Source organism: Micromonospora sp. NPDC050397, from assembly GCF_044901685.1.
Lineage (GTDB): Bacteria > Actinomycetota > Actinomycetes > Mycobacteriales > Micromonosporaceae > Micromonospora_G.
This window is the reverse complement of record NZ_JBJDPS010000001.1, coordinates 1,060,164-1,081,514: the sequence shown is the minus strand read 5'-3', so window position 1 is coordinate 1,081,514 and position 21,351 is coordinate 1,060,164. Positions and strand designations below refer to the sequence as shown.

At 69.0% G+C, this 21,351-nt stretch carries 20 protein-coding genes; 12 read left to right on the top strand and 8 right to left on the bottom strand.

Features of this window, described 5'->3' with window-relative positions; translation table 11 throughout:
- Window positions 1-39 precede the first annotated feature (39 nt).
- The 6 genes from ACI2K4_RS04270 to ACI2K4_RS04245 all read right to left on the bottom strand — a co-directional run bounded on the left by ACI2K4_RS04270 (window position 40) and on the right by ACI2K4_RS04245 (window position 4,980).
- Window positions 40-474, bottom strand: a complete 435-nt coding sequence (locus ACI2K4_RS04270; protein ID WP_404508603.1) for a RidA family protein — start codon at window positions 472-474, stop codon at window positions 40-42.
- Between the two features lie 116 nt (window positions 475-590).
- The gene (locus ACI2K4_RS04265) at window positions 591-1,220 is read right to left on the bottom strand and encodes a hypothetical protein (RefSeq protein WP_404509181.1); all 630 of its coding nucleotides are present in this window, start codon (window positions 1,218-1,220) and stop codon (window positions 591-593) included.
- Between the two features lie 348 nt (window positions 1,221-1,568).
- Entirely contained in the window at window positions 1,569-2,351 is a 783-nt protein-coding gene (locus tag ACI2K4_RS04260; protein ID WP_404509179.1) for an alpha/beta fold hydrolase, read from the bottom strand.
- A 53-nt stretch (window positions 2,352-2,404) separates the two neighbouring features.
- Window positions 2,405-2,989, bottom strand: a complete 585-nt coding sequence (locus ACI2K4_RS04255; RefSeq protein WP_404508601.1) for a TetR/AcrR family transcriptional regulator — start codon at window positions 2,987-2,989, stop codon at window positions 2,405-2,407.
- A gap of 36 nt (window positions 2,990-3,025) precedes the next feature.
- Entirely contained in the window at window positions 3,026-4,048 is a 1,023-nt protein-coding gene (locus ACI2K4_RS04250) for a transmembrane transport protein (RefSeq protein ID WP_404508599.1), read from the bottom strand.
- Window positions 4,045-4,980, bottom strand: a complete 936-nt coding sequence (locus ACI2K4_RS04245) for an ABC transporter ATP-binding protein (RefSeq protein ID WP_404508597.1) — start codon at window positions 4,978-4,980, stop codon at window positions 4,045-4,047. Before ACI2K4_RS04245 ends, ACI2K4_RS04250 begins: the two co-directional genes overlap by 4 nt.
- Window positions 4,981-5,098: 118 nt before the next feature.
- Here ACI2K4_RS04245 and ACI2K4_RS04240 point away from each other — a divergent pair, with 118 nt between their 5' ends.
- Window positions 5,099-6,262, top strand: a complete 1,164-nt coding sequence (locus ACI2K4_RS04240) for a sensor histidine kinase (protein WP_404508595.1) — start codon at window positions 5,099-5,101, stop codon at window positions 6,260-6,262.
- Window positions 6,259-6,918 carry a response regulator gene (locus ACI2K4_RS04235; protein WP_404508593.1) on the top strand — a complete coding sequence of 220 codons (660 nt, stop codon included), beginning with the start codon at window positions 6,259-6,261 and terminating at the stop codon, window positions 6,916-6,918. The genes ACI2K4_RS04240 and ACI2K4_RS04235 overlap by 4 nt, the downstream gene beginning before the upstream one ends.
- Before the next feature lie 73 nt (window positions 6,919-6,991).
- Here ACI2K4_RS04235 and ACI2K4_RS04230 read toward each other — a convergent pair whose 3' ends face one another.
- The gene (locus ACI2K4_RS04230) at window positions 6,992-7,615 is read right to left on the bottom strand and encodes a hypothetical protein (protein ID WP_404509178.1); all 624 of its coding nucleotides are present in this window, start codon (window positions 7,613-7,615) and stop codon (window positions 6,992-6,994) included.
- A gap of 790 nt (window positions 7,616-8,405) precedes the next feature.
- Between ACI2K4_RS04230 and ACI2K4_RS04225 the strand changes: the two genes are divergently transcribed.
- The 9 genes from ACI2K4_RS04225 (at window position 8,406) to ACI2K4_RS04185 (ending at window position 19,138) form a co-directional block, all read left to right on the top strand.
- Window positions 8,406-11,072, top strand: coding sequence for a M14 metallopeptidase family protein (locus ACI2K4_RS04225; protein ID WP_404508591.1), 2,667 nt, complete (start codon window positions 8,406-8,408; stop codon window positions 11,070-11,072).
- A 98-nt stretch (window positions 11,073-11,170) separates the two neighbouring features.
- Window positions 11,171-11,896, top strand: a complete 726-nt coding sequence (locus tag ACI2K4_RS04220) for an amino acid ABC transporter ATP-binding protein (protein WP_404509177.1) — start codon at window positions 11,171-11,173, stop codon at window positions 11,894-11,896.
- Window positions 11,897-11,926: 30 nt separating this feature from the next.
- The gene (locus tag ACI2K4_RS04215; RefSeq protein WP_404508589.1) at window positions 11,927-12,826 is read left to right on the top strand and encodes a transporter substrate-binding domain-containing protein; all 900 of its coding nucleotides are present in this window, start codon (window positions 11,927-11,929) and stop codon (window positions 12,824-12,826) included.
- 3 nt (window positions 12,827-12,829) lie between these two features.
- Complete coding sequence (locus tag ACI2K4_RS04210; protein WP_404508587.1) at window positions 12,830-13,510, top strand: amino acid ABC transporter permease; 681 nt, start codon at window positions 12,830-12,832, stop codon at window positions 13,508-13,510.
- The gene (locus ACI2K4_RS04205; RefSeq protein ID WP_404508586.1) at window positions 13,510-14,166 is read left to right on the top strand and encodes an amino acid ABC transporter permease; all 657 of its coding nucleotides are present in this window, start codon (window positions 13,510-13,512) and stop codon (window positions 14,164-14,166) included. Before ACI2K4_RS04210 ends, ACI2K4_RS04205 begins: the two co-directional genes overlap by 1 nt.
- 78 nt (window positions 14,167-14,244) lie before the next feature.
- Window positions 14,245-15,276, top strand: a complete 1,032-nt coding sequence (locus ACI2K4_RS04200) for a phosphatase PAP2 family protein (protein ID WP_404508584.1) — start codon at window positions 14,245-14,247, stop codon at window positions 15,274-15,276.
- Window positions 15,277-15,393: 117 nt separating this feature from the next.
- The gene (locus tag ACI2K4_RS04195) at window positions 15,394-17,796 is read left to right on the top strand and encodes a PEP/pyruvate-binding domain-containing protein (protein ID WP_404508582.1); all 2,403 of its coding nucleotides are present in this window, start codon (window positions 15,394-15,396) and stop codon (window positions 17,794-17,796) included.
- A 35-nt stretch (window positions 17,797-17,831) separates the two neighbouring features.
- The gene (locus tag ACI2K4_RS04190) at window positions 17,832-18,530 is read left to right on the top strand and encodes a hypothetical protein (RefSeq protein WP_404508580.1); all 699 of its coding nucleotides are present in this window, start codon (window positions 17,832-17,834) and stop codon (window positions 18,528-18,530) included.
- Between the two features lie 26 nt (window positions 18,531-18,556).
- Window positions 18,557-19,138, top strand: coding sequence for a TetR/AcrR family transcriptional regulator (locus ACI2K4_RS04185; protein ID WP_404508578.1), 582 nt, complete (start codon window positions 18,557-18,559; stop codon window positions 19,136-19,138).
- A gap of 153 nt (window positions 19,139-19,291) precedes the next feature.
- On the opposite strand, the gene ACI2K4_RS04180 is transcribed toward ACI2K4_RS04185, so the two are convergent.
- Window positions 19,292-20,497, bottom strand: coding sequence for a S8 family peptidase (locus ACI2K4_RS04180; protein ID WP_404508576.1), 1,206 nt, complete (start codon window positions 20,495-20,497; stop codon window positions 19,292-19,294).
- A 181-nt stretch (window positions 20,498-20,678) separates the two neighbouring features.
- Between ACI2K4_RS04180 and ACI2K4_RS04175 the strand changes: the two genes are divergently transcribed.
- Window positions 20,679-21,311 (top strand): hypothetical protein, encoded by a 633-nt coding sequence (locus ACI2K4_RS04175; RefSeq protein WP_404508574.1) that lies wholly within the window; start codon window positions 20,679-20,681, stop codon window positions 21,309-21,311.
- Window positions 21,312-21,351: the final 40 nt, after the last annotated feature.

Here is a 21,351-nt window from a genome sequence, read left to right as displayed (position 1 = left end):
TCGCGTGTCCAGCCCTCGCACCACGCGACAACTTCATGGTCAACCCACGCTCGAACTGCCCGGGTCGGCGGGAGCGGGAGGTTGGTCGAGGATGGCGTCGAGTTCCACCTCCACCAGCCAGTCGGGATCAACGAAGCGCGAGACCTCGACGAAGGTGCAGGCGGGGCGAACCTCCGCGAACCGCTCTCCGTGTGCTCGCGCTGCCTCTTCCCAGCGGCTCACGTCGGTGAGCATGACGCGGGTCCGTACGACATCCGCCAGCCGGCCTCCCGCCTCCCTCAGTGCGGTCTCCGCTATGTCGAGGCACCTCACGGTCTGGGCATAGAGGTCACCCCGCCCCACCGTCGTGCCGTCGTCCCCGATGGGGGCGGTACCCGCGACCGCGATGTGCGCTCCCTTCCGGACCGCCCGGGAGAATCCGATCCGAGGTTCGAGTGGTGAGCCGGAACTGACCATCTGCCGATCAAGACCCATCGCATCATGCTCGCAGATCACCACCCCGACCAATCCCCTGACCACTGGGAGTCAGGAGCCATGCAAAAAGCCGGGTCCCGTTTCCGGGACCCGGCTTCCGTGCGTAACGGTGTTGCTTACTTGGTCCAGACGTCCTGCACGATGTGCGCGGCCTGGTCCTCCCACTGCGCGTACGCATCCGGGAACGCCGACACCTGAACCTTCTGCGCGGCATCGGTCAGCGGCATGTCCTGCCAACCGTCAACCTGCTTCAGACCCTTCAGGAACGCCGTCGAGGCGTACACCGGGTCGGTGATCTGCTCAGGCGAACCCCAACCGGAGCTGGGGCGCTGCTGGAACAGACCCAGCGAGTCGTGGTCGTTCATGTCACCGAGGTGACCCAGGTTCTCCAGCTTCGACTCCTGCATCGAGGTGGCGACGGCGATGACGGCGCCACGCTCACCCATGCCCAGCTTCTTCGCCGTGTCCGTGATGGCCTTGGCGTTGGCAAGCTGATCCTTGCTCAGACTGATGTGCGACTGGGCACCCTGCGTGCCGTGCGGGGAGAGCTTGTCCATGGCCGGCTTGCTGTCGGCGCTCACGGCGGCGACGGTGGTCATGGCCGGGGCGGTGTGCTCGGCCGGGGACGCGAACGCGTGGCTCGCGGGTCCGGCGACGGCGCCGCCGACAAAGGCGAGGCCGGCAACACCCAGGGCGGTCTTACGAACGAACGAGGTCTCTGCGACAGCCGGGAGCCATCGGGTCATGGTCGTCTTCACGATGGTTCACCTTCCATTCGGGGGTTCCGAGGAGCACCCAAAGGGGGTGGGCACTACAACCCGGGAAAAAGTACGAGGCCACAGGCCCTATGAGGCGGGGGAAACTGCCTCGGCGCTGCTCCGGTCGTACGCGATGTGTAACGACCCCGACCCAGCCAACATTCCGCCGATCATGACCCCAACCCAAGTCGATCAAGCCCAAAAACCTCGCAAACGGAACACCCCACCCAGCGGAGGCTCCCGCGCGCTGGCAGGAGCAGCCGAGCAAGCTCTGGATCGGAGGAAACGACCAAACCGCGCCATGCGTCCGGTTGGTCGCCTGACGTGGTGATCGGGCTACGCCGGCACCTCGGTAAAGAACTGACGCAAATTGTCCGCGAACAGTCCGGGCGCCGTCATTGCCGCGAAATGCGATTGCCCCTGCAAAATGACCTCGCGCGCTCCCGGCACCACCTTCGCGAGAGCATTCATCGTGGTTGGCATCGGCTCCCAGGTGTCGGCCCCCCGCAACAGAAGGGTCGGTACGGTGATCGAGGACCACCGTGCGATGTCCGTACTGTCGTCGGCAAGCGCTTCGAGATCGTGCAGCCAGCCGACCGCTGACCGCCGAGCCTCGGCCGGGTCGGGCGCACGGTCACCGGCCGCAGCCGCGAGTGCCGTCACGACCTCGGCCGGAACCCGGGTCACCTCGTTCAGCACCGCACGCATCCGCTGGGCGTCGCCCCGTTCGAAGGCGGCACGGTACCGATCGAGCAGCGGAACGACCTCGGCCCCGGCCGCGTAGAGCGGAGCCTCGAAGATGGCCAGCGAACGCAGGCCACTCGGATTCACCGACGCGGTGTGCAACGACAGGGTCGCACCGTACGACCCCCCGACGAGATGCACCGGTCGGCCCGACGATTCACGCGCCGCGTCGACAACGGCTACCAGGTCGGCTGTCTCGTCCTTGAACGACTTGACGCCAGCGGTGACGTCGCTGGGACCGTAACCGCGCCTGGCCGGCATCCACAACTCGTAGTCGCTGGCGAGCTGATCGGCGACCATGGCCCACGAGTGCAACCCACCGCCCGAGCCGTGTACGAGGACAACGGGGTCGCCCGAACCGAGTCGGCGGACCACCAGACGCGTACCGTCCGCCGACCTGACGTACTGATCGCGGCTGTCGTGACTGTTCACTGCTTTTCCTCTGTTCCGGTCGGCCAGTTACCGAGCGTCGCGTGTACGGCGTCAAGAATGTTCCGCCAGGACGCGTCGATGTCGCGGGGGTGCCCGAAGCCATCGGCCGCTTCGAGGCTCGCGAATCCATGAAAGGTGCTCCGCACGAAGCGAATCGCGTCGGTCAGCTCCGGTTCGTCCAGCCCGTACCCGCGAAGCATCGCGTAGCTCAGCTCGATCAGTCTCAGGTGCCCGGCCGAACCTTTTCCGACCTCCGGTGGCAACCGCAGTTGAGTCGCGGTGTACTGCCCCGGGTGCGCGGCGGCGAACGTACGCCAGGTCTCGGCGAACGCGACCAGGGCCTGCCGGCCGGCGCGACCGGCCACGGCGAGCGCGAGCCCGTCGGCGAACGTGGCGGCCGCCCGGACCGCGACCTGTTCGATCAACGCGTCTCGGCTGCGGACGTGCACGTAGAGGGCGGCGTCCGAGACCCCGAAGTGCCGCGCGACCGCCGCGACGGTCAGCCGCGACAACCCGATCTCGTCCGCCAACTCGGCCGCGGCGGCCGCGACACGCCCACTCGTCAGACCCTGGCGTGGCAAAACAACCTTCGCTCACTAAGACAAAACTTAGGAGCCCTAAGATATCACCCGCCGACCCTCGACCCGCCACAGCCCGAAGGCCAGCAGCAGGACCGCGAGCGTGAGGTACATCGCCGACTCGACCCACTGGAAGGTCCAGTAGCGGTCGTCGGGCTGGTACGCGACGTCTACGTGAAGATCGAGCTCGCCCAGGCACACTGCGGTGTCGCCGAACGTCCCGGTGGCGCCGGTCTTCGGCGGGTTACCGAAGCAGTCGTCGAACTTCTCCCGGCTCAGGTCCTTCCCGTCACTCGTACGCAACTCGCTCACGCGGGTGACCCAGGCATCGGGAACACTCAGCCCCTTGACGACGGCCGCACCCGTGATGCTGCCCAGGCCCCGAGCCCCGTTGACCGCCGAGGCGGTCATCGGCATCGCGACCTCCTCCGCCGGCATGAGGTGTGGCCGCACCAGGTTCGGCGCCGCGACCTGGACGACGATGACGGCCAGGAAGGTGATGGCCATCGCCGGTAGCGTCCGCCGGACGAGAAGGCCGACGACGGCGCCGAGCATGAAGGCAAACGCGGCATAACCGATGGGTACGACGTTCCGCGCGCCGAACACGATGGTGCTGAACCGATCCTCGGCCACCCGGTCGACCGGGCTGGCCGCCCAGGTGAGCAGGGCGCTGATCACACCAACCACGATCATGCTGGCCAACGCGACAACCGTGAGCCTGACGACGAGCCAGCGGCGGCGGGTGACACTCTGGTTCCACACCAGACGGTGGGTCCCGGCCTCCCACTCCCGGGCAATGAGCGGTGCGCCCCAGAAAGCACCGATGAGAACCGGGACCAGGCCGAATCCGGCCGCGAGGAACAGCAAGGTATTCTGGTAGTCGCCGTGGAACCGCGCCATGGCCACGCCGCAGTCGCCCTGGCTCTGGCAACGGATACGGTACGCGTCGTAGGCGTCGCGGATGTCGGCACCGAGGTACAACAGGTAGGCGGCGACAAGGGCCAGTGCCGCCGTACCGATGAGCGCCTGGACGCGGAACTGTCGCCAACTCATCCAGATCATCGCAGCCCCTCCCCGATCGCAGCGGAGGCGGCGGCGGTGGAGGTGGCGGCGGTGGATCCCTGACGGGCCGCCCGTGCCAGGTAGGCGAGCACCAACTCCTCCAGCGTGACGGGCTCGATGGTCCACGGCGGCTCCGACGGCCACGCCTCGGTGCGTACGACGGCTCGGCTCTGCCGGTGGAGGTTCTCGAGGTGTACGAGTTCCACCCCGGCGGGCAGCCGGTCGAGCTGGCCTCGCGCCGCCACCAACCGGTGGTGGCTGGCGAGCAGGTCCCGCACCTCGCCGGCGACCTGCACCCGGGAGCCGCACAGCACGACGAGGTAGTCGCAGACCCGCTCCACGTCGCCGAGCAGGTGTGACGACAGCACCGCGCTGGCGCCCAGGTCGGCGACGGACTCCAACAGGTTCCGCAGGAACCCGTCCCGGGCCAGCGGGTCCAGCGCGGCGGCCGGCTCGTCGAAGATCAACAGCTCCGGACGCTTCGAGGCGGCGATCGTCAACGCGAGCTGCGCCCGCTGGCCGCCGGAGAGCCGTCCCGCCTTCTGGGCCGGGTTCAACCCGACCTCCGCGACACGTCGCTCCGCCAGAGCCTGGTCCCAAGACGGGTTCAGCCTGGCCCCCATGCGCAGGTGATCGGCCACGCTGAAGGTCGCGTACACCGGGGTTTCCTGCGCGACAAATCCGACCCGGGCAAGGTGCGCGGCATTCGACGCCGGACGCGACCCGAGTACGCTCAGCCTGCCCGACGACGGCTCGATCAGCCCGCAGGCCAGTTGCAGGAGCGTCGACTTACCCGCCCCGTTGGGACCCACCAGGCCGACGATTCGGCCCCGTGGAATCGTCAGGTCACAGTCGGTCAGCGCGGCGCGTCGGCCGTAGCGCTTTGTCAAACCCTCGGCTCGCAGCACCGGGGAGGAATCCTCGAATGGCATGACGCCATCCTGCGAGCGCGCAGTCCCGCCCAGCATCAGTCCAAAGCACGGCTCCCGCCACCCGCGACCGTACTTTTGACCGGTCCGCAACGAGTCCGGTCTTCCTACGGTTAGCGGCATGGGTAATACGGGTCGGCCGGCGGGGACGGCCGCGATCATCGTCAGTATCGGCCTCGGCTCCGTGTTCCTCGCGGCGATCGTGATCGAGGCCATCGCCATCGCGCAGAGCTGGGGCGCGCGCTACTGGCTCCTCGGCGGTGCCGCAGCGGTGGTCGTGTCTCTGCTCGCACTGCTACGCCACCGGCAACGGATATGGACGGCAGTCGCGGGCGTCATGGTCGCGGCCGTCGCGATCCTCGCCGCTCGGATCGGTCACCTTCCCGCCGAACCCGGACCCGCCATCGCGCTCGCCCTGTCGGTGCTCATCGGCTCGGCGATCCGGGCACTACCGCCCGTACCGGCCGGCGCGCTCGCCTTCGCCGGGTTCGCGGTCGCACTCGGAAGTCATCTGGCCGCTCGGCCGTCCTCTTCCGGTGCCGCCGCTGTGGCAGCGATCAACGGCGCCGGATGGCTCGCCGCGATCGTGGTCGGTCTGTCGCTGCGGATGCTCGACCACCGGGCCAGGGCCACCGCGGAGAAGGTACGCCAGGACGAGCGGCTGGGGCTGGCCAGGGAACTGCACGACATCGTCGCCCACCACATCACCGGCATGCTGATCCAAGCCCAGGCCGCCCAGATCGTGGCCCGCAAGACGCCCGCGAAGGTGACCGATTCGCTGGTCGGAATCGAGGCCGCCGGGGTTGACGCGCTCGCCGCGATGCGCCGCGTCGTCGGGTTGTTACGGGACACCGAGGAGCCGGCGCCCGCCTCTCCCGGGCCGGAACACGGTCCGGAACAGCTCAGCGCACTGGTCGAACGCTTCAACGAACAAGGCCCAGCCGTACGGCTGCGTCTGCCGGACGACACCACGTCGTGGCCAGCCGAGGTGACCAGTACGGTCTACCGGATCGTCCAGGAGGCCCTGACAAACGTGTCGCGTCATGCGCCACAGGCACGTTCGGTGGTCGTCACCGTCGCCGAGGACCCGGCGGGGCTCACGGTCGAGGTCGTGGACGATGCCCCGACGGCGACCGCTCGGCCCCATCACCGCGCCGGCTACGGTTTGATCGGAATGCGAGAACGTGTCGAGGCGCTCGGCGGCACGCTGCGCCCCGGCCCTCGACCCGGTGCGGGCTGGTCCGTGCACGCGACCCTGCCACTGCCGGGAAGGGAACCCCGATGACCATCAAGGTCCTGCTCGCCGACGACCAGGCGATGATTCGCAGCGGCCTTCGACTCATCCTGGAAGACCAGCCCGACATCAACGTGCTCGCCGAGGCCGCCGACGGCGTCGAGGCGATCGCCCAGGCCCGACGCCTGCGGCCGGACGTGTGCCTCGTCGACATCCGCATGCCCCGCCTCGACGGCATCGAGGTCACCCGGGCCTTGGCCGGACCGGGCGTACCCAACCCGATGCGGGTCATCGTGGTGACCACATTCGACCTGGACGAGTACGTATACGGCGCGTTGCGGGGTGGCGCCGTGGGCTTCATCCTCAAAGACGCCGGTCCTGCCCTGCTTGTCGAGGCCGTCCGCGCCGCCGACAACGGCGACGCGTTGATCTCCCCGTCGATCACGCTGCGGCTGCTGCGCCATCTCACGGCCCCCGGAGGACCGGCCTCCGCCGGCAACTCCGTACGGCTGCTGTCCGACCGCGAGATCGACGTTGTCCGTGCCGTGGCGCGAGGCTGCACCAGCCAGGAAATCGCAGCTCAGTTGTTCATTTCCTTGAGCACGGTGAAAAGCCATCTGTCCACCATCCAGACCAAACTCGGAGTCCGGAACCGGGTCCAGATCGCTGCCTGGGCCTGGGAGAACCGCGTCGTGGAAGGCGCATGAAAATGGCGTTGGCCGGGTCCCCGTCGTGGGGACCCGGCCAACGCCGAATCGTTTCCTGGTGTCGCGGTGTTGCTTACTTGGTCCAGACGTCCTGCACGATGTGCGCGGCCTGGTCCTCCCACTGCGCGTACGCATCCGGGAACGCCGACACCTGAACCTTCTGCGCCGCATCGGTCAGCGGCATGTCCTGCCAACCGTCAACCTGCTTCAGACCCTTCAGGAACGCCGTCGACGCGTACACCGGGTCGGTGATCTGCTCAGGCGAACCCCAACCAGAACTCGGACGCTGCTGGAACAGACCCAGCGAGTCGTGGTCGTTCATGTCACCCAGGTGACCCAGGTTCTCCAACTTCGACTCCTGCATCGACGTCGCGACCGCGATGACCGCGCCACGCTCACCCATGCCCAGCTTCCTGGCCGTGTCCGTGATGGCCTTGGCGTTGGCAAGCTGATCCTTGCTCAGACTGATGTGCGACTGCGCACCCTGAGTGCCGTGCGGCACCAGCTTGTCCATGGCCGGCTTGCTGTCGGCGCTCACGGCGGCGACGGTGGCCGGGGCGGTGTGCTCGGCCGGGGACGCGAACGCGTGGCTCGCGGGTCCGGCGACGGCGCCACCGACAAAGGCGAGGCCGGCAACACCCAGGGCGGTCCTACGAACAAACGAGGTCTCCGCGACAGCCGGGAGCCATCGGGTCATGGTCGTCTTCACGATGGTTCACCTTCCATTCGGGGGTTCCGAGGCGCACACACGTGGGGGACACAGGTGCGTCACTCGGGAAGAAGTACGAGGCCACAGGCTCTATGAGGCGGGGGACGCCTCGGCGCTGCTCCGGTCGTACGCGATGTATAACGACCCCGACCCAGCCAACATTCCGCCGATCATGACCCCAACCCAAGTCGATCAAGCCCAAAAACCTCGCAAACGGAACACCCCGCCCAACACCCGCCGGTCCGCCCCGCCCCCACCCCGTTGATCATGAGGTTGTCGCAGCCTGGACAAGATCAAGAGGGCGACAACCTCATGATCAGCCACGCGAGGGGGCAGTGGGCGGGCAAGATCACTACAACCGTTGCTCCCGGGTTAAATTTGTTGATCTCTATTGCCCGATGGGCCTGTCGACTGGTACTCAATGGGGGCAGGTGATCAACAAGCGGCCGAGGAGGCTTCGATGATCGTTGCTGCCTCCAGGCCGAGCGTCCATAGTCGCGAGCCGATCACCTGCGGGTTCCGGTGGGTGACCGACGAGCGTGGCCGGGCTCCCCCGGGTGCGTACGGCTGATCTGGGGCTGATGGCTGTGCTCACCTGTTGGGAGTCTGGGAGGCACGGGAGCATCCGGAATCCGGCAACTCACCCGGCCACCGTGCCGGGTGAGGCGACACCGCTCGGGTTCCGCGGGAAGAACCTACCGGTAGCGGTACGGAGAGACGCCCATCTCCGTACCAGAGGACGGCCGATCAGCGGACCGGCCGCGGAAGGCGATACCAGATGACGATCAGTGAGAGCACGAGCCTGTCCCGTCGTACGTTGCTCAGGTCCACGGCGGTGGCCGGTGCCGCGGCAGCCGCCGCGACCGTGATCCACCCCGAGACGGCCTCGGCGCAGCCGCACCCGGCCCAGCCGACCGACCCGGCGGCCGCCGCGCGGGCTGCCGCGATCCCCAGCCCGGAACAGTATTTCGGCTTCCGGATCGGCTCCGACGGCAAGCTCGCGACCTGGGACAGGATGGTCCCCTACTTCCAGCTCATCGCGGAGCAGAGCAACCGGGTCACGTACGAGGAGATCGGCAAGACCACCGAGGGCAACGAGTACGTCCTGCTCACGATCAGCTCGCCGGAGAACCTGAACAACCTCGACAAACTGATCGAGATCAACAACAAGCTGGCCGACCCGCGTGGACTCTCCCCGACCGAGGCGGCCGAGCTGGCCCGGACCGGGAAGCCGTTCTACTTCGTGTACGCCGGCATCCACTCCACAGAGGTCGGCAACTCGCAGGCCACCATCGAGTGGGCGCACCGGCTCGCCTCGGAGCAGTCCGAGTACATCGACGGGATCCTGGACGACCTGGTGATCCTGCTGGTGCCCTGTCAGAACCCGGACGGACTGGTCAAGGTCAACGACTACTTCGTCGAGACGGCGGGCACCAACTTCTCGCGGACGTACCCGGATCTCTACCAGAAGTACACCGGGCACGACGACAACCGTGACTGGTTCATGCTGACCCAGATCGAGAGCCGCTACGCGGTCCAGATCCAGGACAAGTACCACCCGCAGGTGCTCCAGGACTCGCACCAGGCCGGCTCCGGCGCACCCCGGATGTTCACCCCGCCCTACCTGTCGCCGTACGACCCGAACATCGACGCCATCACGGTCCAGCAGACCGACGCGCTCGGCCTGGCGATGCAGCGGGGCATGACCGCCGCCGGCATGAAGGGCGTCGGCTGGGGCATGACGTACGACTACTGGACGCCGTCGCGGCAGTACTGCGTCTACCACAACTCCGTACGCATCCTGACCGAGGCGGCGAGCTGCTCGAACCTGGCCTACCCGCAGGTCGGCTCCGGCCCGCTCGGCAGCCAGCAGTCGTCGATCAGCTTCATCGAGCCGTACGACCAGAACACCTGGACGCTGCGGCAGATCGTGGACTACGTCTCGCAGGCGTTCTACTCGGGCATCGAGGCGGTGGCCTACGACAGGTACAACTGGCTGTTCAACTTCTACCGGGTCGGGGTCAAGGCGGTCACCCGGACCAGCCCCCGCGCGTACGTCATCGCGGCCGGTCAGCGCGACCCGCAGGCGGTCCGCGACGCGCTCGACATCCTCTTCACCGGCGCGGTCGAGGTGCACCAGGCCCAGGCCGCCTTCAGCGCGGGCGGCAAGCAGTATCCGGCCGGTTCCTGGGTCGTCTACCTGAACCAGCCGTACGGCGGGTTCGCCAAGACGCTGCTCGAGGTGCAGGAGTACCCGCACCTGCTGGAGTACCCCGGTGGACCGCCGCAGCGGCCGTACGACGTGACCGCGCAGACCCTGCCGATGCTGCTCGGTTTCAAGGCCGACCTGGTCACCGGTTCGTTCTCGGTCAGCACCAAGCTGCTCACCGAGATCAAGCCGGCGCCGGTCACGATGCCGGCGGCGCCACCGGCCACCGGTGCCTACGTGGTCGGACCGGAGTCGTACGGGGTGTTCCAGATCGTGTCGAGGTTGCAGCGGCAGGGCATTCCGACCTTCCGCGCCGCGGCGCAGTTCGTCGACGGTGGCCGTACCTTCCCGGCCGGCACGTTCGTGGTCCCGCCGACCGACGCGGCCCGGCAGATCCTGCAGAACCAGTCCCGCAACACCGGCATCCCGGTCTCGGCCGTCGCGACCGTGCCCCGGGTCGCCGGCGCGCAGCTCAAGCCGGGCACCCGGATCGGCCTGCTGAAGCCGGCGAACAACATCCAGTCCGGCTGGCTGATGTGGATGTTCGACCAGTACGGGGTGAACTACTCCGTGGTGAAGGCGCAGGACTACAAGAACCTCGCCGGCCGGTTCGACGCGATCGTGATGCCGCAGGGGGTGAGCAAGACCTCCATCACCAACGGGTTGAACCGGAACAACTACCCGGAGGAGTGGAGCTGGGCCTTCGGCGTCGGCGAGGACGGCTGGGCCAAGCTGCGTGACTTCGTCACCGGGGGCGGCACGCTGGTGGCCTTCGGCAGCGGCGCGAACACCGCACAGCAGCTCTTCGAACTGCCGCTGCGCTCGGTCCTGCCGACCGACGAGTCGGTCTTCTACTGCCCCGGCGCCCTGCTCACCCAGGAGATCGACACCAACGACCCGGTCGCCTGGGGCATGGACCCGAAGAACCCGGCCTGGTTCGACGGTGACCGCGCGTACGAGATCACCGATCCGAACAAGTACCCGGTCCACGTGGTGTCGAAGTACCCGGACAGTGGCGAGCAGTTGCAGAGCGGCTGGCTGATCGGCGGCGAGTACCTCAACGGGGCGGTGAACGGCCTCTCCTGGAGCGTCGGCAGCGGCTCGGTGGTGACGTTCGCCAGCGAGATCGCGTTCCGCACCTGGAACCGGGGCGAAGAGAAAATGATCTTCAACGCGATGTACCACGGTCCGTCGCAGAAGCTCACCCCGGAGCAGTTCGAGCGCCTCGGGCGGTAGCACCCGGAGCACCGGAGGCGGGGTCGGCGTCCGGCCCCGCCTCCCTCGGCGGCAACAACCCACCAAGTCGATCAGTTAAGGAGGTGACCGTGGACGTGATGGTCGAACTGCGGGGCGTACGCAAGTCGTTCGGTGACCTCGAGGTGCTCAGGGGAATCGACCTCACCGTCTCCCGGGGCGAGGTGGTGGCCGTCGTCGGCCCCTCCGGCGGCGGCAAGAGCACGCTGCTGCGCTGCGTCAACCTGCTGGAGCCGGTCACCGCCGGCCAGGTCCTGCTCGAATCGGAGGATCTGACCGCACCCGGGGTCGACCTCAACCGCGTACGCCGCCGCATCGGCATGGTCTTCCAGCAGTTCAACCTGTTCCCGCACCTGACCGCGCTGGACAACCTCACGTTGGCGCCGAGAAAGCTGCTGAAGACCCCGCGCGCCGAGGCCGAGGAGCGCGCTCACGCGCTGCTGCGTCGGGTCGGACTGGCGGACAAGGCCGGGGCACATCCCCGGCAACTCTCCGGCGGCCAGCAGCAGCGGGTCGCCATCGCCCGGGCGCTGATGATGGACCCGCACGTCATGCTCTTCGACGAGGTGACCTCGGCGTTGGATCCGGAACTGGTCAGCGAGGTCCTCGACGTGATGCGCGACCTGGCCCGCTCCGGCATGACGATGCTCTGCGTCACGCACGAGATGGGCTTCGCCCGTGAACTCGGCGACCGTCTGGTCTTCGTCGACGGCGGCGTCATCGCCGAGCAGGGGCCGCCCGCCGACGTGCTGGACCGGCCGCAGCAGGAACGTACCCGTCAGTTTCTCCGCAAGGTTCTGCGTTAGCCCACCGCAGGTGGGCGGGAGGAGTTCGCGATGAGGAAGCGTATCGGCGTGGTTCTGCTCGCCGTCGCACTGGCCCTGACCACCGGCTGCTCCGCCACGGACGGCGGCGGGGACGACAGTCCCGCCGGTGCGCCTGTGGACGTGGGCGCGCCGCTGCCCGGCAACGTACGCGACCGGGGCAAGCTCGCCGTCGGCGTCAAGTGCGACTACCCGCCGTTCGGGTACATCGACGAGGCCGCGAAGAACGCCGGCTTCGAGATTGACATCGCCCGAAAGCTGGCCGGCTACGCCTTCGGTGACGCCGACAACGTCGAGCTGACCTGCGTGACCGGGGCGAACCGGGTCTCGTTCCTCACCACCAACCGGATCGATCTGATCATCGCCACGATGAACTACACCAGGGAGCGCGCGGAGACCATCGACTTCACCACGCCGTACTTCTCCAGCGGGGTGAAGCTGCTGGTGCCGAAGGACTCCCCGATCGGGTCGTTCGCCGACCTCGGTGGCAAGTCGGTGATCAGCACCAACGGCGCCACCGCGAGCCTCTGGCTCACCCAGTGCATGAAGGACGTCAAGCAGGTGCTCTTCGGCCAGACCAGCGAGGCGCTGACCGCGCTCAAGCAGGACCGGGGCGACGCGCTGGCCCAGGACGACACCCTGCTGCTCGACCTGGCGGCGAAGAACACCGACCTCAAGGTGGTCGGCGACAGCAAGGCGGGCAGCCCGTGGGGAATGGGCGTACGCAAGGGTGACAGCGCCATGTTGGAGTGGGTCAACGCGGCCCTGAAGAAGCTGCAGACCGAGGAGTTCTTCTGGACCGAGTTCCAGAAGACGGTCACCGACCCCAACCTGCAACAGCAGTTCGCGAAGTTCGTCCCCCGCCCCGGCAACGACCTGGTCTACCCGACCGGTTCCACCCTGGTCTGCTGAGCGATGACGATCGCCGACGACTACCGCTTCGACCCGGGATTCCTCGTCGAGCACCTCGACGAGCTGGCCGCCGGTCTGGTCCGCACGGTCGCGATCAGCGCCATCGGCATGGCCGGGGCGCTGGTCGTCGGCGCACTGCTCGGCGCGGTGTCCGCGTTCCGGGTCCCGGTCGCGCGTCAACTCGTCCGGGCGTACGTGGAGGTGTTCCGCAACACTCCGCTGCTCGTACAGATCTTCTTCCTGTACTTCGCGTTGCCCGAGATCGGACTACGGCTCGACGCCTTCACCGTCGGCTGGCTCTCCCTGTTGCTCTGGGGCGGGGCGTACAACGTCGAGAACTTCCGGGCCGGGTTCGAGGCGGTCGAGCACGGTTACGTCGAAGCCTGCCGGGCACTCGGTTTCCCCCCGCTGGCCGCGTTCCGGCAGGTCGCCTTCCCGCTCGGCTGGCGGATCGCGTTGCCGTCGGTCACCAACACCCAGATCTCGGTGTTCAAGAACTCCTCGTTCATGATCGCGATCAGTTATCCGGAGCTGACCGAGACGGCGGTCAACATCGTCGCCGTCTCGTTCCGGGTGTTCGAGATGTTCCTCGCGATCGGCGTCATCTACCTGGGACTGGTGTGGCTCATGTCGCTGGCGACGAGGGCGGTCGAACGCCGGTTCGCGATTCCTGGAGGACACTGATGCCGCCCTGGGTGCCGCCGGTCGCGAGCTACCTCGCCACCGGCCTGCGAACCACCGCGACGCTCGCCGCGATCAGCGTCCTGGCGAGCATCGCGGTCGGGGTGCTGCTCGGCACGCTGCTGACCGTGCCGGGTCGGCTGGTCCGGGCCGCCGTCCGGGCGTACGTCGAGGTCTGGCGCGGGCTGCCGATCATCATCATCCTGTTCTTCATCTTCTTCGTGCTGCCGATCATCGGCCTGCGGGTGGAGACCTTCACCGCGGCCGCGATCGGGTTGAGCCTCTGGGGCAGCGCCAACATGGCCGAGGTGGTACGCGGCGCGGTCCAGTCGGTGCCCCGGGGTCAGGCCGAGGCCGCCGCCGCGCTGGGGCTGCCCTGGCCCAGCCGGATGCGGTACGTCATCCTGCCCCAGGCGGCCAGGCGCGCGCTGCCGCCGATGATCGGGTTGGTGGTCAACCTCACCCAGCAGACCTCGCTGGCCGCGGTGATCGGTCTGCTCGACATCCTCGAAGCCTCCCAGCGATCGATCGAGCGGCTCACCCTGACCGGCGGGGAGACCCACGCGGTGCCGATCCTCGGCGCGGTGCTGGTGGTGTTCTTCGTCATCTGCCTGCCGCTGACCATGCTCTCCCGGTGGCTCGAACGCCGCCTCGGGTGAGCCCGGGTCGTCCCATCCGACCTGCTGGTCGCCGCCACCCGGCCGGTCGATGTTCGGCAGCCGTTAACCTCATCGTTCATGACCACCACCGGCTCCCAGCCTCCCCCGCCGCAGCCCACCCGTGGACGACGCCGGTTGATCGCGATGTCGATCTGGGCGGTCGGGTTCGGCGTCGGCGCGTACTTCCTGGGGCTGCCGACCAGCGACCCGGTGTTGCCGTTCGCCTGGCTGTGGCTGGCCACCATCGCCTGGAACAGCCACCTGCCGTGGCGCCGGCACCTCGCCTTCCTGCGGGACTGGCTGCCGGTGATCCTGATGCTGCTGATCTACAACATCTCCCGAGGCTTCGCCGACGGGCTCTCCGAGCCGCACGCCGTCGAGCTGGTCCGGGCCGACGAGTGGATGTTCGGCTGGCTGACCGGCGGCGACGTGCCCACCGTCTGGCTCCAGCACCACCTGTGGCAGCCGGGTGTGGTGCAGTGGTGGGAGGTGATCGTCTCGCTGGTGTACTTCTCCCACTTCCTGGCGGTGCCGGCCGCCGCCGTGGTGCTCTGGGTACGGTCCCGGGACCAGTGGAAGCGGTACATGCGGCGGTGGATGACGTTGACGCTGGCGGGCCTGGTCACGTACTTCCTCTATCCGGCCGCCCCGCCGTGGTGGGCGGCGCTGCCGGAGCACGGGGCCCTGATCGACCCGGTCGAGCGGATCTCCACGAACGGGTGGGAGGCGATCGGTCTGCACAGCGCCGGCAACACCCTCAACGCGCTCCAGGTCGAGGCGTCCAACCCGGTGGCGGCGATGCCGTCGCTGCACACGGCGTACGCGCTGCTGGTGATCGCGTTCTTCCTGCCGATGGCCCGGCGCCGCTGGTGGCCGTTGCTGCTGGCGTACCCGCTCGCCATGACGTTCACCCTGGTCTACTCGGGCGAGCACTACATCATCGACGTCCTGGTCGGCTGGGCCTACGTCGGCGGCACCATGCTGGTGGTGAGCGCGGCGGAGCGGTGGTGGCACCGGCGCGGCGTGGCGGCGGGGGCCGACGAGGCGGACGACTCTCCGACGGACCTGCCCGACGCGCCCGCCACCACGAAGGTCACCTCGTCGATCTGACCTGACAGCCGGTCAGTGACCGGCCACAGCTCGACTCGACGGCATCACGTTGCAGTCGTATTGCAAACCAGGTACGGTGGGATGCAATACAGTCGTATCGCAACGAGGGGGCCGTTGATGCGCGTACTCGCGCTCTCCGAGATCACCGCCGAGATGGTCGACCTGGTCGGCGGCAAGGCGGCCGGGCTGGGCGCGCTGCTCCGGCAGGGCGAACGGGTGCCGCAGGGGTTCTGCGTGACGACGGAGGCCCACCGGGAGGGCGTGCTCCCCCGCGCGGAGATCGTCGAGGCGTACCGGCGACTCGGCCCGGGGCCGGTGGCGGTCCGGTCCAGCGCGACCGCCGAAGACCTGCCGGACGCGAGCTTCGCCGGGCAGCAGGACACCTTTCTCGACGTCGAGGGCGTCACCGAACTGCTCACCGCGATCGAGAAGTGCTGGGACTCGCTGCACAGCCCGCGCGCGGTCGCGTACCGCGACGCCCACGACATCGATCAGACCAACGTACGGATGGCCGTCGTCGTGCAGCGGATGGTCGACCCCGCCGTGGCCGGGGTGCTGTTCACCGCCAACCCGGTGACCGGCCGCCGGACCGAGATGATGGTCGACGCCGCCCCCGGACCCGGCACCACGGTGGTCGACGGCGCGGCCGTCGTGGACCACTACGTCCTCGACGGCACCGCGCCTGCCGACCCGGGCTGTCTCAGCACGGCCCAGCTCGGGGAGCTACGGGCCACCGGCGACCGGATCCAGGAACACTTCGGCAGCCCGCAGGACGTGGAGTGGGCGATCGACCGACAGGGCACCCTGTGGCTGCTCCAGTCACGGCCGATCACCACCCTGTTCCCGCTCGCCCCGGCGACCGACAAACCCCTGCCCCGCGTCTACCTGGAGTTCGGTCACGTCCAGGGCATGCTGCAACCGGTCACCCCGATGGGGATGTCCTCCCTGAGATCACTGATCGCCGCGATGCTCGCCTCGTTCGGCATCAGGGTCGACATCGTCGACATCGGCGGCCGGCTCTACGGCGACCTGTCCGACCTGGCCCGGGACGGCTCGACCCGGAAGCGGCTGGTCAAACTCATGGCGGTCGACTTCGGCCCCCGGGCCCAGGAGGTGATGCGGCACGTCCTGGCCGATCCACGCTTCGCCCCGGTCAAGGGCGTCCGGCAACGCCGGCCGGGGGCGGACGCCGCGTCGCTGCGGACCGCCGGGCGCGCGCTGGCCGGGATCGTACGCACGCTCGTCCGGCCGGACCAGGCGCGCCAGCGGATGTTCGACGCCATCGAGCGGCTACGGCTCGGGTCGGCGGGACCGGACGGGCCCGCCACGGCCGCCGAGCGGTTGCGTTTCGTACGGGACCAGGAAGCGCCGGAGAGTGTCGACGAGATCGTCTGGCCGATCGTCACCGGAATGCTCTCGGCCGCGTTGCCGGCGCAGCTCCTCAAGGGCGTCGCCGACGAGAACGAGATCCACACGGTCCTCGGCGGGATGCCGTACAACGTCACCATCGAGATGGACCTGGCGCTCTGGCGGCTCGCCCAGGGCGCCGACCAGCACCGCCGGCTGTTGCTCGACACCGCACCGGAGGAACTGGCCGCCCGCTACCTCGACGGCACACTCCCGGAGATCGGGCTCGCCGCGTTCCTCCGCCGGTACGGCCACCGGGGCGCCGCCGAGGTCGACCTGGGTGTGCCCCGGTGGGACGAGGACCCCGCACCGGTCTTCGCCGCGATCGCCAACTACCTGCGGGTGACGGATCCACAGCAGGCACCCGACCGGAGGTTCGAACGCGCCGCCGCGACCGCCGAGGCGACCCTCGGCGAGCTGGTCGTACGGGCCCGACGGCGCCGGCCCGTACGGGGCACCATCGCCGGGTTCCTGCTGCGCAGAGCGCGGTCGCTGGCCGGTCTGCGCGAGGCGGGCAAGTTCGCCGGGCTATACCGGCTGCGGGAGATGCGTCGGCAACTGCTGCTCGTCGGCGCCGAGCTGAGCGGGGCGGGACTGCTGGAGCGTCCGGACGACATCATGTTCCTGACCCTCGACGAGGTGCACGACGCCGTACAGCAGGGCACCGACCACCGAACGACGGTTACCGCCCGGCGTACGGCGCACGCACGTGAGCTGCGCCGCCGTAGCGTGCCGGTGGCCCTGCTCTCCGACGGCACCGAGATCGAGACCGTGCTGCCGGCCGGGCCGGCGCCGGACGGCACCCTGCGCGGCGTCGGGGCGGCGGCGGGCCGGGCCTCCGGACCGGCCCGGGTGGTGCACGACCCGGCCACCGCCCACATCGAACCGGGCGAGATCCTGGTCGCCGCGACCACCGACCCCGGCTGGACCCCGCTCTTCCTCACCGCCGCCGCCCTGGTCACCGAGACCGGTGCGGTGATGGCCCACGGCCCCACCGTGGCCCGCGAGTACGGCATCCCCGCGGTCATCTGCGTCCCCGGCGCCACCCGGCGGATCTCGACCGGGCAGATCGTCACCGTCGACGCGGGTGCCGGAACGGTCACCATCCACTGACCCAACGGTCACCATCCACCGACACGAGGAAGACGATGAGCGACGCGAAGACCCCCGCCCCGGGCAGGACCGCCGCACTGCTGCGGCGGGCGGTAACGACCGAGGGCGCGATGTGGCGCAGCATGTACCTCTGGGCGCGGCGCGCGCCTCTCCCCCTGGCACCTGGCGACGAACCGTTCGGCTACGTCGGGGTGGTCAAGCCGATCCTCGGTGTCTTCATCGGCCTGTCCGCCGTCGAGATCCCGATCTTCGACGTCATCGTCAGCAACGTCGTGCCCTGGCAACCGGCCCGGTGGATCGTGCTCGTACTCGGCGTCTGGGGTCTGCTCTGGATGATCGGCTTCTTCGCGAGTCTGAGAATCCACCCGCACGTGATCGGCGACGCCGGGATTCGGGTACGGATGGGGGCGGGCCTCGACGTCACGGTGCCGTGGGACAACGTCGACACGGTGGGCAAGAGTTACCGCTCGATGCCGTCGAGCAGGTCGGTGCAGGTCGAACAGGCCGGTGACCGCAGTGTGCTGCACATCGTGGTCGGCAGCCAGACCAGCGTCGACGTCCGGCTGCGTCGCCCGACCACCTTCGTGCTGCCGAAGGGGCGCACCGAGCCGGTCGACGAGGTACGCCTGTACGCCGACGATCCCGACGACTTCGTCCGCAAGGCGCGGAGCGTGTCTGCGCCCCGAACCGCCGCCACACCTGGCAGGGTCGGTGCCAGCCACACGAACCGTTGACCGCGTACGACGAAAGCATCGAGGTTATGCCCAAGAAGGTGGACCGCCAGGAACGACGTACGCTCATCGCCGACGCGTTGATGCGGGTGGCCGCCGAACAGGGGCTGGAGGCGGTGAGCCTGCGGCACGTGGCCGCCGAGGCCGGTGTCTCGCCCGGGATGGTGCAGCACTACTTCCGCACCAAGGACGAGATGATGGCGTTCGCCATGGCCGTGGTGCGCGAGCGCGGCCAGATCCGGGTCGGTGACGCGCTCGCCCGGCTGGGCGAGAACCCGCCACCGCGCCAACTGCTGCGCACGATGATCGCGGCGCTGTTGCCGCTCGACGAGCAGTCCCGCAACGACGGGCGGGTGGCGCTGGCGTTCCTCGCCTACACGGCGGTACGTCCGGCGGCCGCCGTGGCGGTGAGCGAGGACACCGCCGAGTTGGTGGACTTCATCGCCGGCGTCGTCCCGGGCCCGGCGCCCAGGGAGGTCGCGGCGGGTGTGCTGGCGCTGATGGAGGGGTTGGGGGTCTACCTGCTCGGCGGCCACTACACCCCGGAGCAGGCGCTCGGGGCGCTGGATGCCCACTTCGACATGGTCTTCCACCGCCCGGCGACGACCTGAGCCGACGCCCGAACGGCGGGTGGGCGAGACGATCGATTCTTGATCGTTGTCGAGGCCGGCGCCGGACCGCCGGCAGGATCAGGCACATCCGGGTACGACGAGGCGGGGAGCCGGTTCGCACCGACCCCCCGCCCCGACCGGTCGTACCGCGCGTCAGTTGACGACAAACAGCAGCGGGCTGGCCGGCTTGCCGGTGGTCGCGTTGGTCACCAGGTAGTTACGGACCTGCGTCGGGGTCCAGCCGGTGTTGACCGACAGCACCAGAGCCGCCGCGCCGGCCACGTGCGGCGAGGCCATCGACGTACCGCTGATGCTGTTGGAGGCGGTGTTGCTGGTGTACCAGGCCGAGGTGATCGCCGACCCCGGAGCCCAGATGTCCAGGCAGGTGCCGGTGTTGGAGTAGGAGGCGCGGGCGTCGGTGCTGGTGCTGGCGCCGACGGTGATCGCGGCGGCGACCCGGGCCGGCGAGTAGTTGCAGGCGTTGGCGGTCGAGTTGCCGGCCGCCACGGCGTACGTCACACCGGACGAGATCGAGTTGTTGACCGCGCTGTCGAGGGAGCTGTTGGCGCCGCCGCCGAGGCTCATGTTCGCCACCGCGGGCTTCACCGCGTTCTGGGTCACCCAGTTCACCCCGGCGATGACACCGGCGTTGGTGCCGCTGCCGGCGCAGTTGAGCACCCGTACGCCGACCAGGCGGACCGCCTTGGCCACCCCGTACGCGTTGCCGCCGACGGTGCCGGCGACGTGCGTACCGTGTCCGTTGCAGTCGTCGGCCGAGCCGCCGTCGACCGCGTCGTAGCCGCTGGTCGCCCGGCCGCCGAAGTCGTTGTGCGAGAAGCGGATGCCGGTGTCGATGATGTACGCCCGCACGTTGCTGGCCGTGTTCGGGTAGGTGTACGACTGGTTCAACGGAAGGTTGCGCTGGTCGATCCGGTCCAGTCCCCAGGACGGCGGGTTGGTCTGGGTGGCGTTGATCGACACCGCCTGGTCCTGCTCCACGTAGGCGACGTCGGGGTGGGCCGCCAGCCGCTTCGCCGCCGAGGCGCTGAGGTTCGCGGCAAAGCCGTTGAGCGCCGCGCCGTAGACGTGGGTGACGCTGGCGCCGTACTGCTTGCTCAGCTCACCGGCCTTGGTCGGCACCGCGAGGGTGGCCTGCGCGGTGCCGGCCCGCGCCCCGACCGCCGTGTCCTTGAGCACCACGATGTAACTTCCCGCGACCGCGGTCGGACTGCCCGCGAACCGGATCTCGCCGGTCGCCGGGGCTGCCGCCGCGGGTCCGAAGGTGGCCACGACGCCGGTCGCGGCCGCGACGAGGACGCCGAGTACCAGGCGTCCGTAGCGGGTGCCTGAGTGGGTCATCTTCCGCTCCTCCCTGACCGCCCATGTCTGAGCGATCGAAAGCAGCCTATGTTTCAATCCGCCCGCTTCTCTATATCAGAATCCCCATATCACGAATACGTGGTCGCGGCGGCGACTGCACCGGGCCGAGGCGCCGCGGTCCGCGCCCATCTGCGCGCCGGAGGCCACTACCATTCGGCGCATGGCTCTCATCCACCGAGCGGTACTGAAACCGACGAAGCTCGAACTGCTGGCGACCTGGCTTCCCGGGCGCTCCTGGTTCCAGGGACCGACGGTCGGCGAGACCGTGAACATGGGGGCCTACCGGTTCGACGATCCGGCGGGTGAGGTCGGCATCGAGACGCTGCTGGTCCGGATCGGCGACGGACCGGTCCACCAGGTCCCGTTGACCTACCGCGACGCCCCGCTCGACGGCAACGACGAGTGGCTGGTCGGCACGACCGAACACTCGGTGCTCGGCCCACGCTGGGTGTACGACGGCTGCGGCGACCCCGTCTACGCCACCGCGCTGGCCAGCGTCATCTTCTCCGCGGACCGGCAGGCGCAGGAGTTCTTCGAGGTCGACGGCGAACTCGTACCCCGGGAGCCGACGATGGTCGTCACCGGCAACCCGGGCGCGGAGGTCGACGTCCCGCTGGTCGCCGCGATCCGCGACGTGGTGCCGGGCGACCCCACGCTGATCGTGACGGACTCGGTGCGCCTGACCGTCCTGCACCGTCTCGACCGTGACACCCACCTGGAAGGCTCGACCCTGACCGGCACCTGGAAGGACCAGCCGACCCCGCTCCCGCTGGCGTACGCGACGCCGCGCTGACCCCGGGCACGACCGCCGTTCCGGGCGCCGACCGCCACCA

Excerpts from the sequence above, each read along its gene's own strand:
- ACI2K4_RS04270 (WP_404508603.1), bottom strand. The coding sequence starts at position 474 with ATGGGTCTTGATCGGCAGATGGTCAGTTCCGGCTCACCACTCGAACCT.
- ACI2K4_RS04265 (WP_404509181.1), bottom strand. The coding sequence starts at position 1,220 with ATGACCCGATGGCTCCCGGCTGTCGCAGAGACCTCGTTCGTTCGTAAG.
- ACI2K4_RS04250 (WP_404508599.1), bottom strand. The coding sequence starts at position 4,048 with ATGATCTGGATGAGTTGGCGACAGTTCCGCGTCCAGGCGCTCATCGGT.
- ACI2K4_RS04245 (WP_404508597.1), bottom strand. The coding sequence starts at position 4,980 with ATGCCATTCGAGGATTCCTCCCCGGTGCTGCGAGCCGAGGGTTTGACA.
- ACI2K4_RS04240 (WP_404508595.1), top strand. The coding sequence starts at position 5,099 with ATGGGTAATACGGGTCGGCCGGCGGGGACGGCCGCGATCATCGTCAGT.
- ACI2K4_RS04235 (WP_404508593.1), top strand. The coding sequence starts at position 6,259 with ATGACCATCAAGGTCCTGCTCGCCGACGACCAGGCGATGATTCGCAGC.
- ACI2K4_RS04230 (WP_404509178.1), bottom strand. The coding sequence starts at position 7,615 with ATGACCCGATGGCTCCCGGCTGTCGCGGAGACCTCGTTTGTTCGTAGG.
- ACI2K4_RS04225 (WP_404508591.1), top strand. The coding sequence starts at position 8,406 with ATGACGATCAGTGAGAGCACGAGCCTGTCCCGTCGTACGTTGCTCAGG.
- ACI2K4_RS04220 (WP_404509177.1), top strand. The coding sequence starts at position 11,171 with ATGGTCGAACTGCGGGGCGTACGCAAGTCGTTCGGTGACCTCGAGGTG.
- ACI2K4_RS04215 (WP_404508589.1), top strand. The coding sequence starts at position 11,927 with ATGAGGAAGCGTATCGGCGTGGTTCTGCTCGCCGTCGCACTGGCCCTG.
- ACI2K4_RS04210 (WP_404508587.1), top strand. The coding sequence starts at position 12,830 with ATGACGATCGCCGACGACTACCGCTTCGACCCGGGATTCCTCGTCGAG.
- ACI2K4_RS04205 (WP_404508586.1), top strand. The coding sequence starts at position 13,510 with ATGCCGCCCTGGGTGCCGCCGGTCGCGAGCTACCTCGCCACCGGCCTG.
- ACI2K4_RS04200 (WP_404508584.1), top strand. The coding sequence starts at position 14,245 with ATGACCACCACCGGCTCCCAGCCTCCCCCGCCGCAGCCCACCCGTGGA.
- ACI2K4_RS04195 (WP_404508582.1), top strand. The coding sequence starts at position 15,394 with ATGCGCGTACTCGCGCTCTCCGAGATCACCGCCGAGATGGTCGACCTG.
- ACI2K4_RS04190 (WP_404508580.1), top strand. The coding sequence starts at position 17,832 with ATGAGCGACGCGAAGACCCCCGCCCCGGGCAGGACCGCCGCACTGCTG.
- ACI2K4_RS04185 (WP_404508578.1), top strand. The coding sequence starts at position 18,557 with ATGCCCAAGAAGGTGGACCGCCAGGAACGACGTACGCTCATCGCCGAC.
- ACI2K4_RS04180 (WP_404508576.1), bottom strand. The coding sequence starts at position 20,497 with ATGACCCACTCAGGCACCCGCTACGGACGCCTGGTACTCGGCGTCCTC.
- ACI2K4_RS04175 (WP_404508574.1), top strand. The coding sequence starts at position 20,679 with ATGGCTCTCATCCACCGAGCGGTACTGAAACCGACGAAGCTCGAACTG.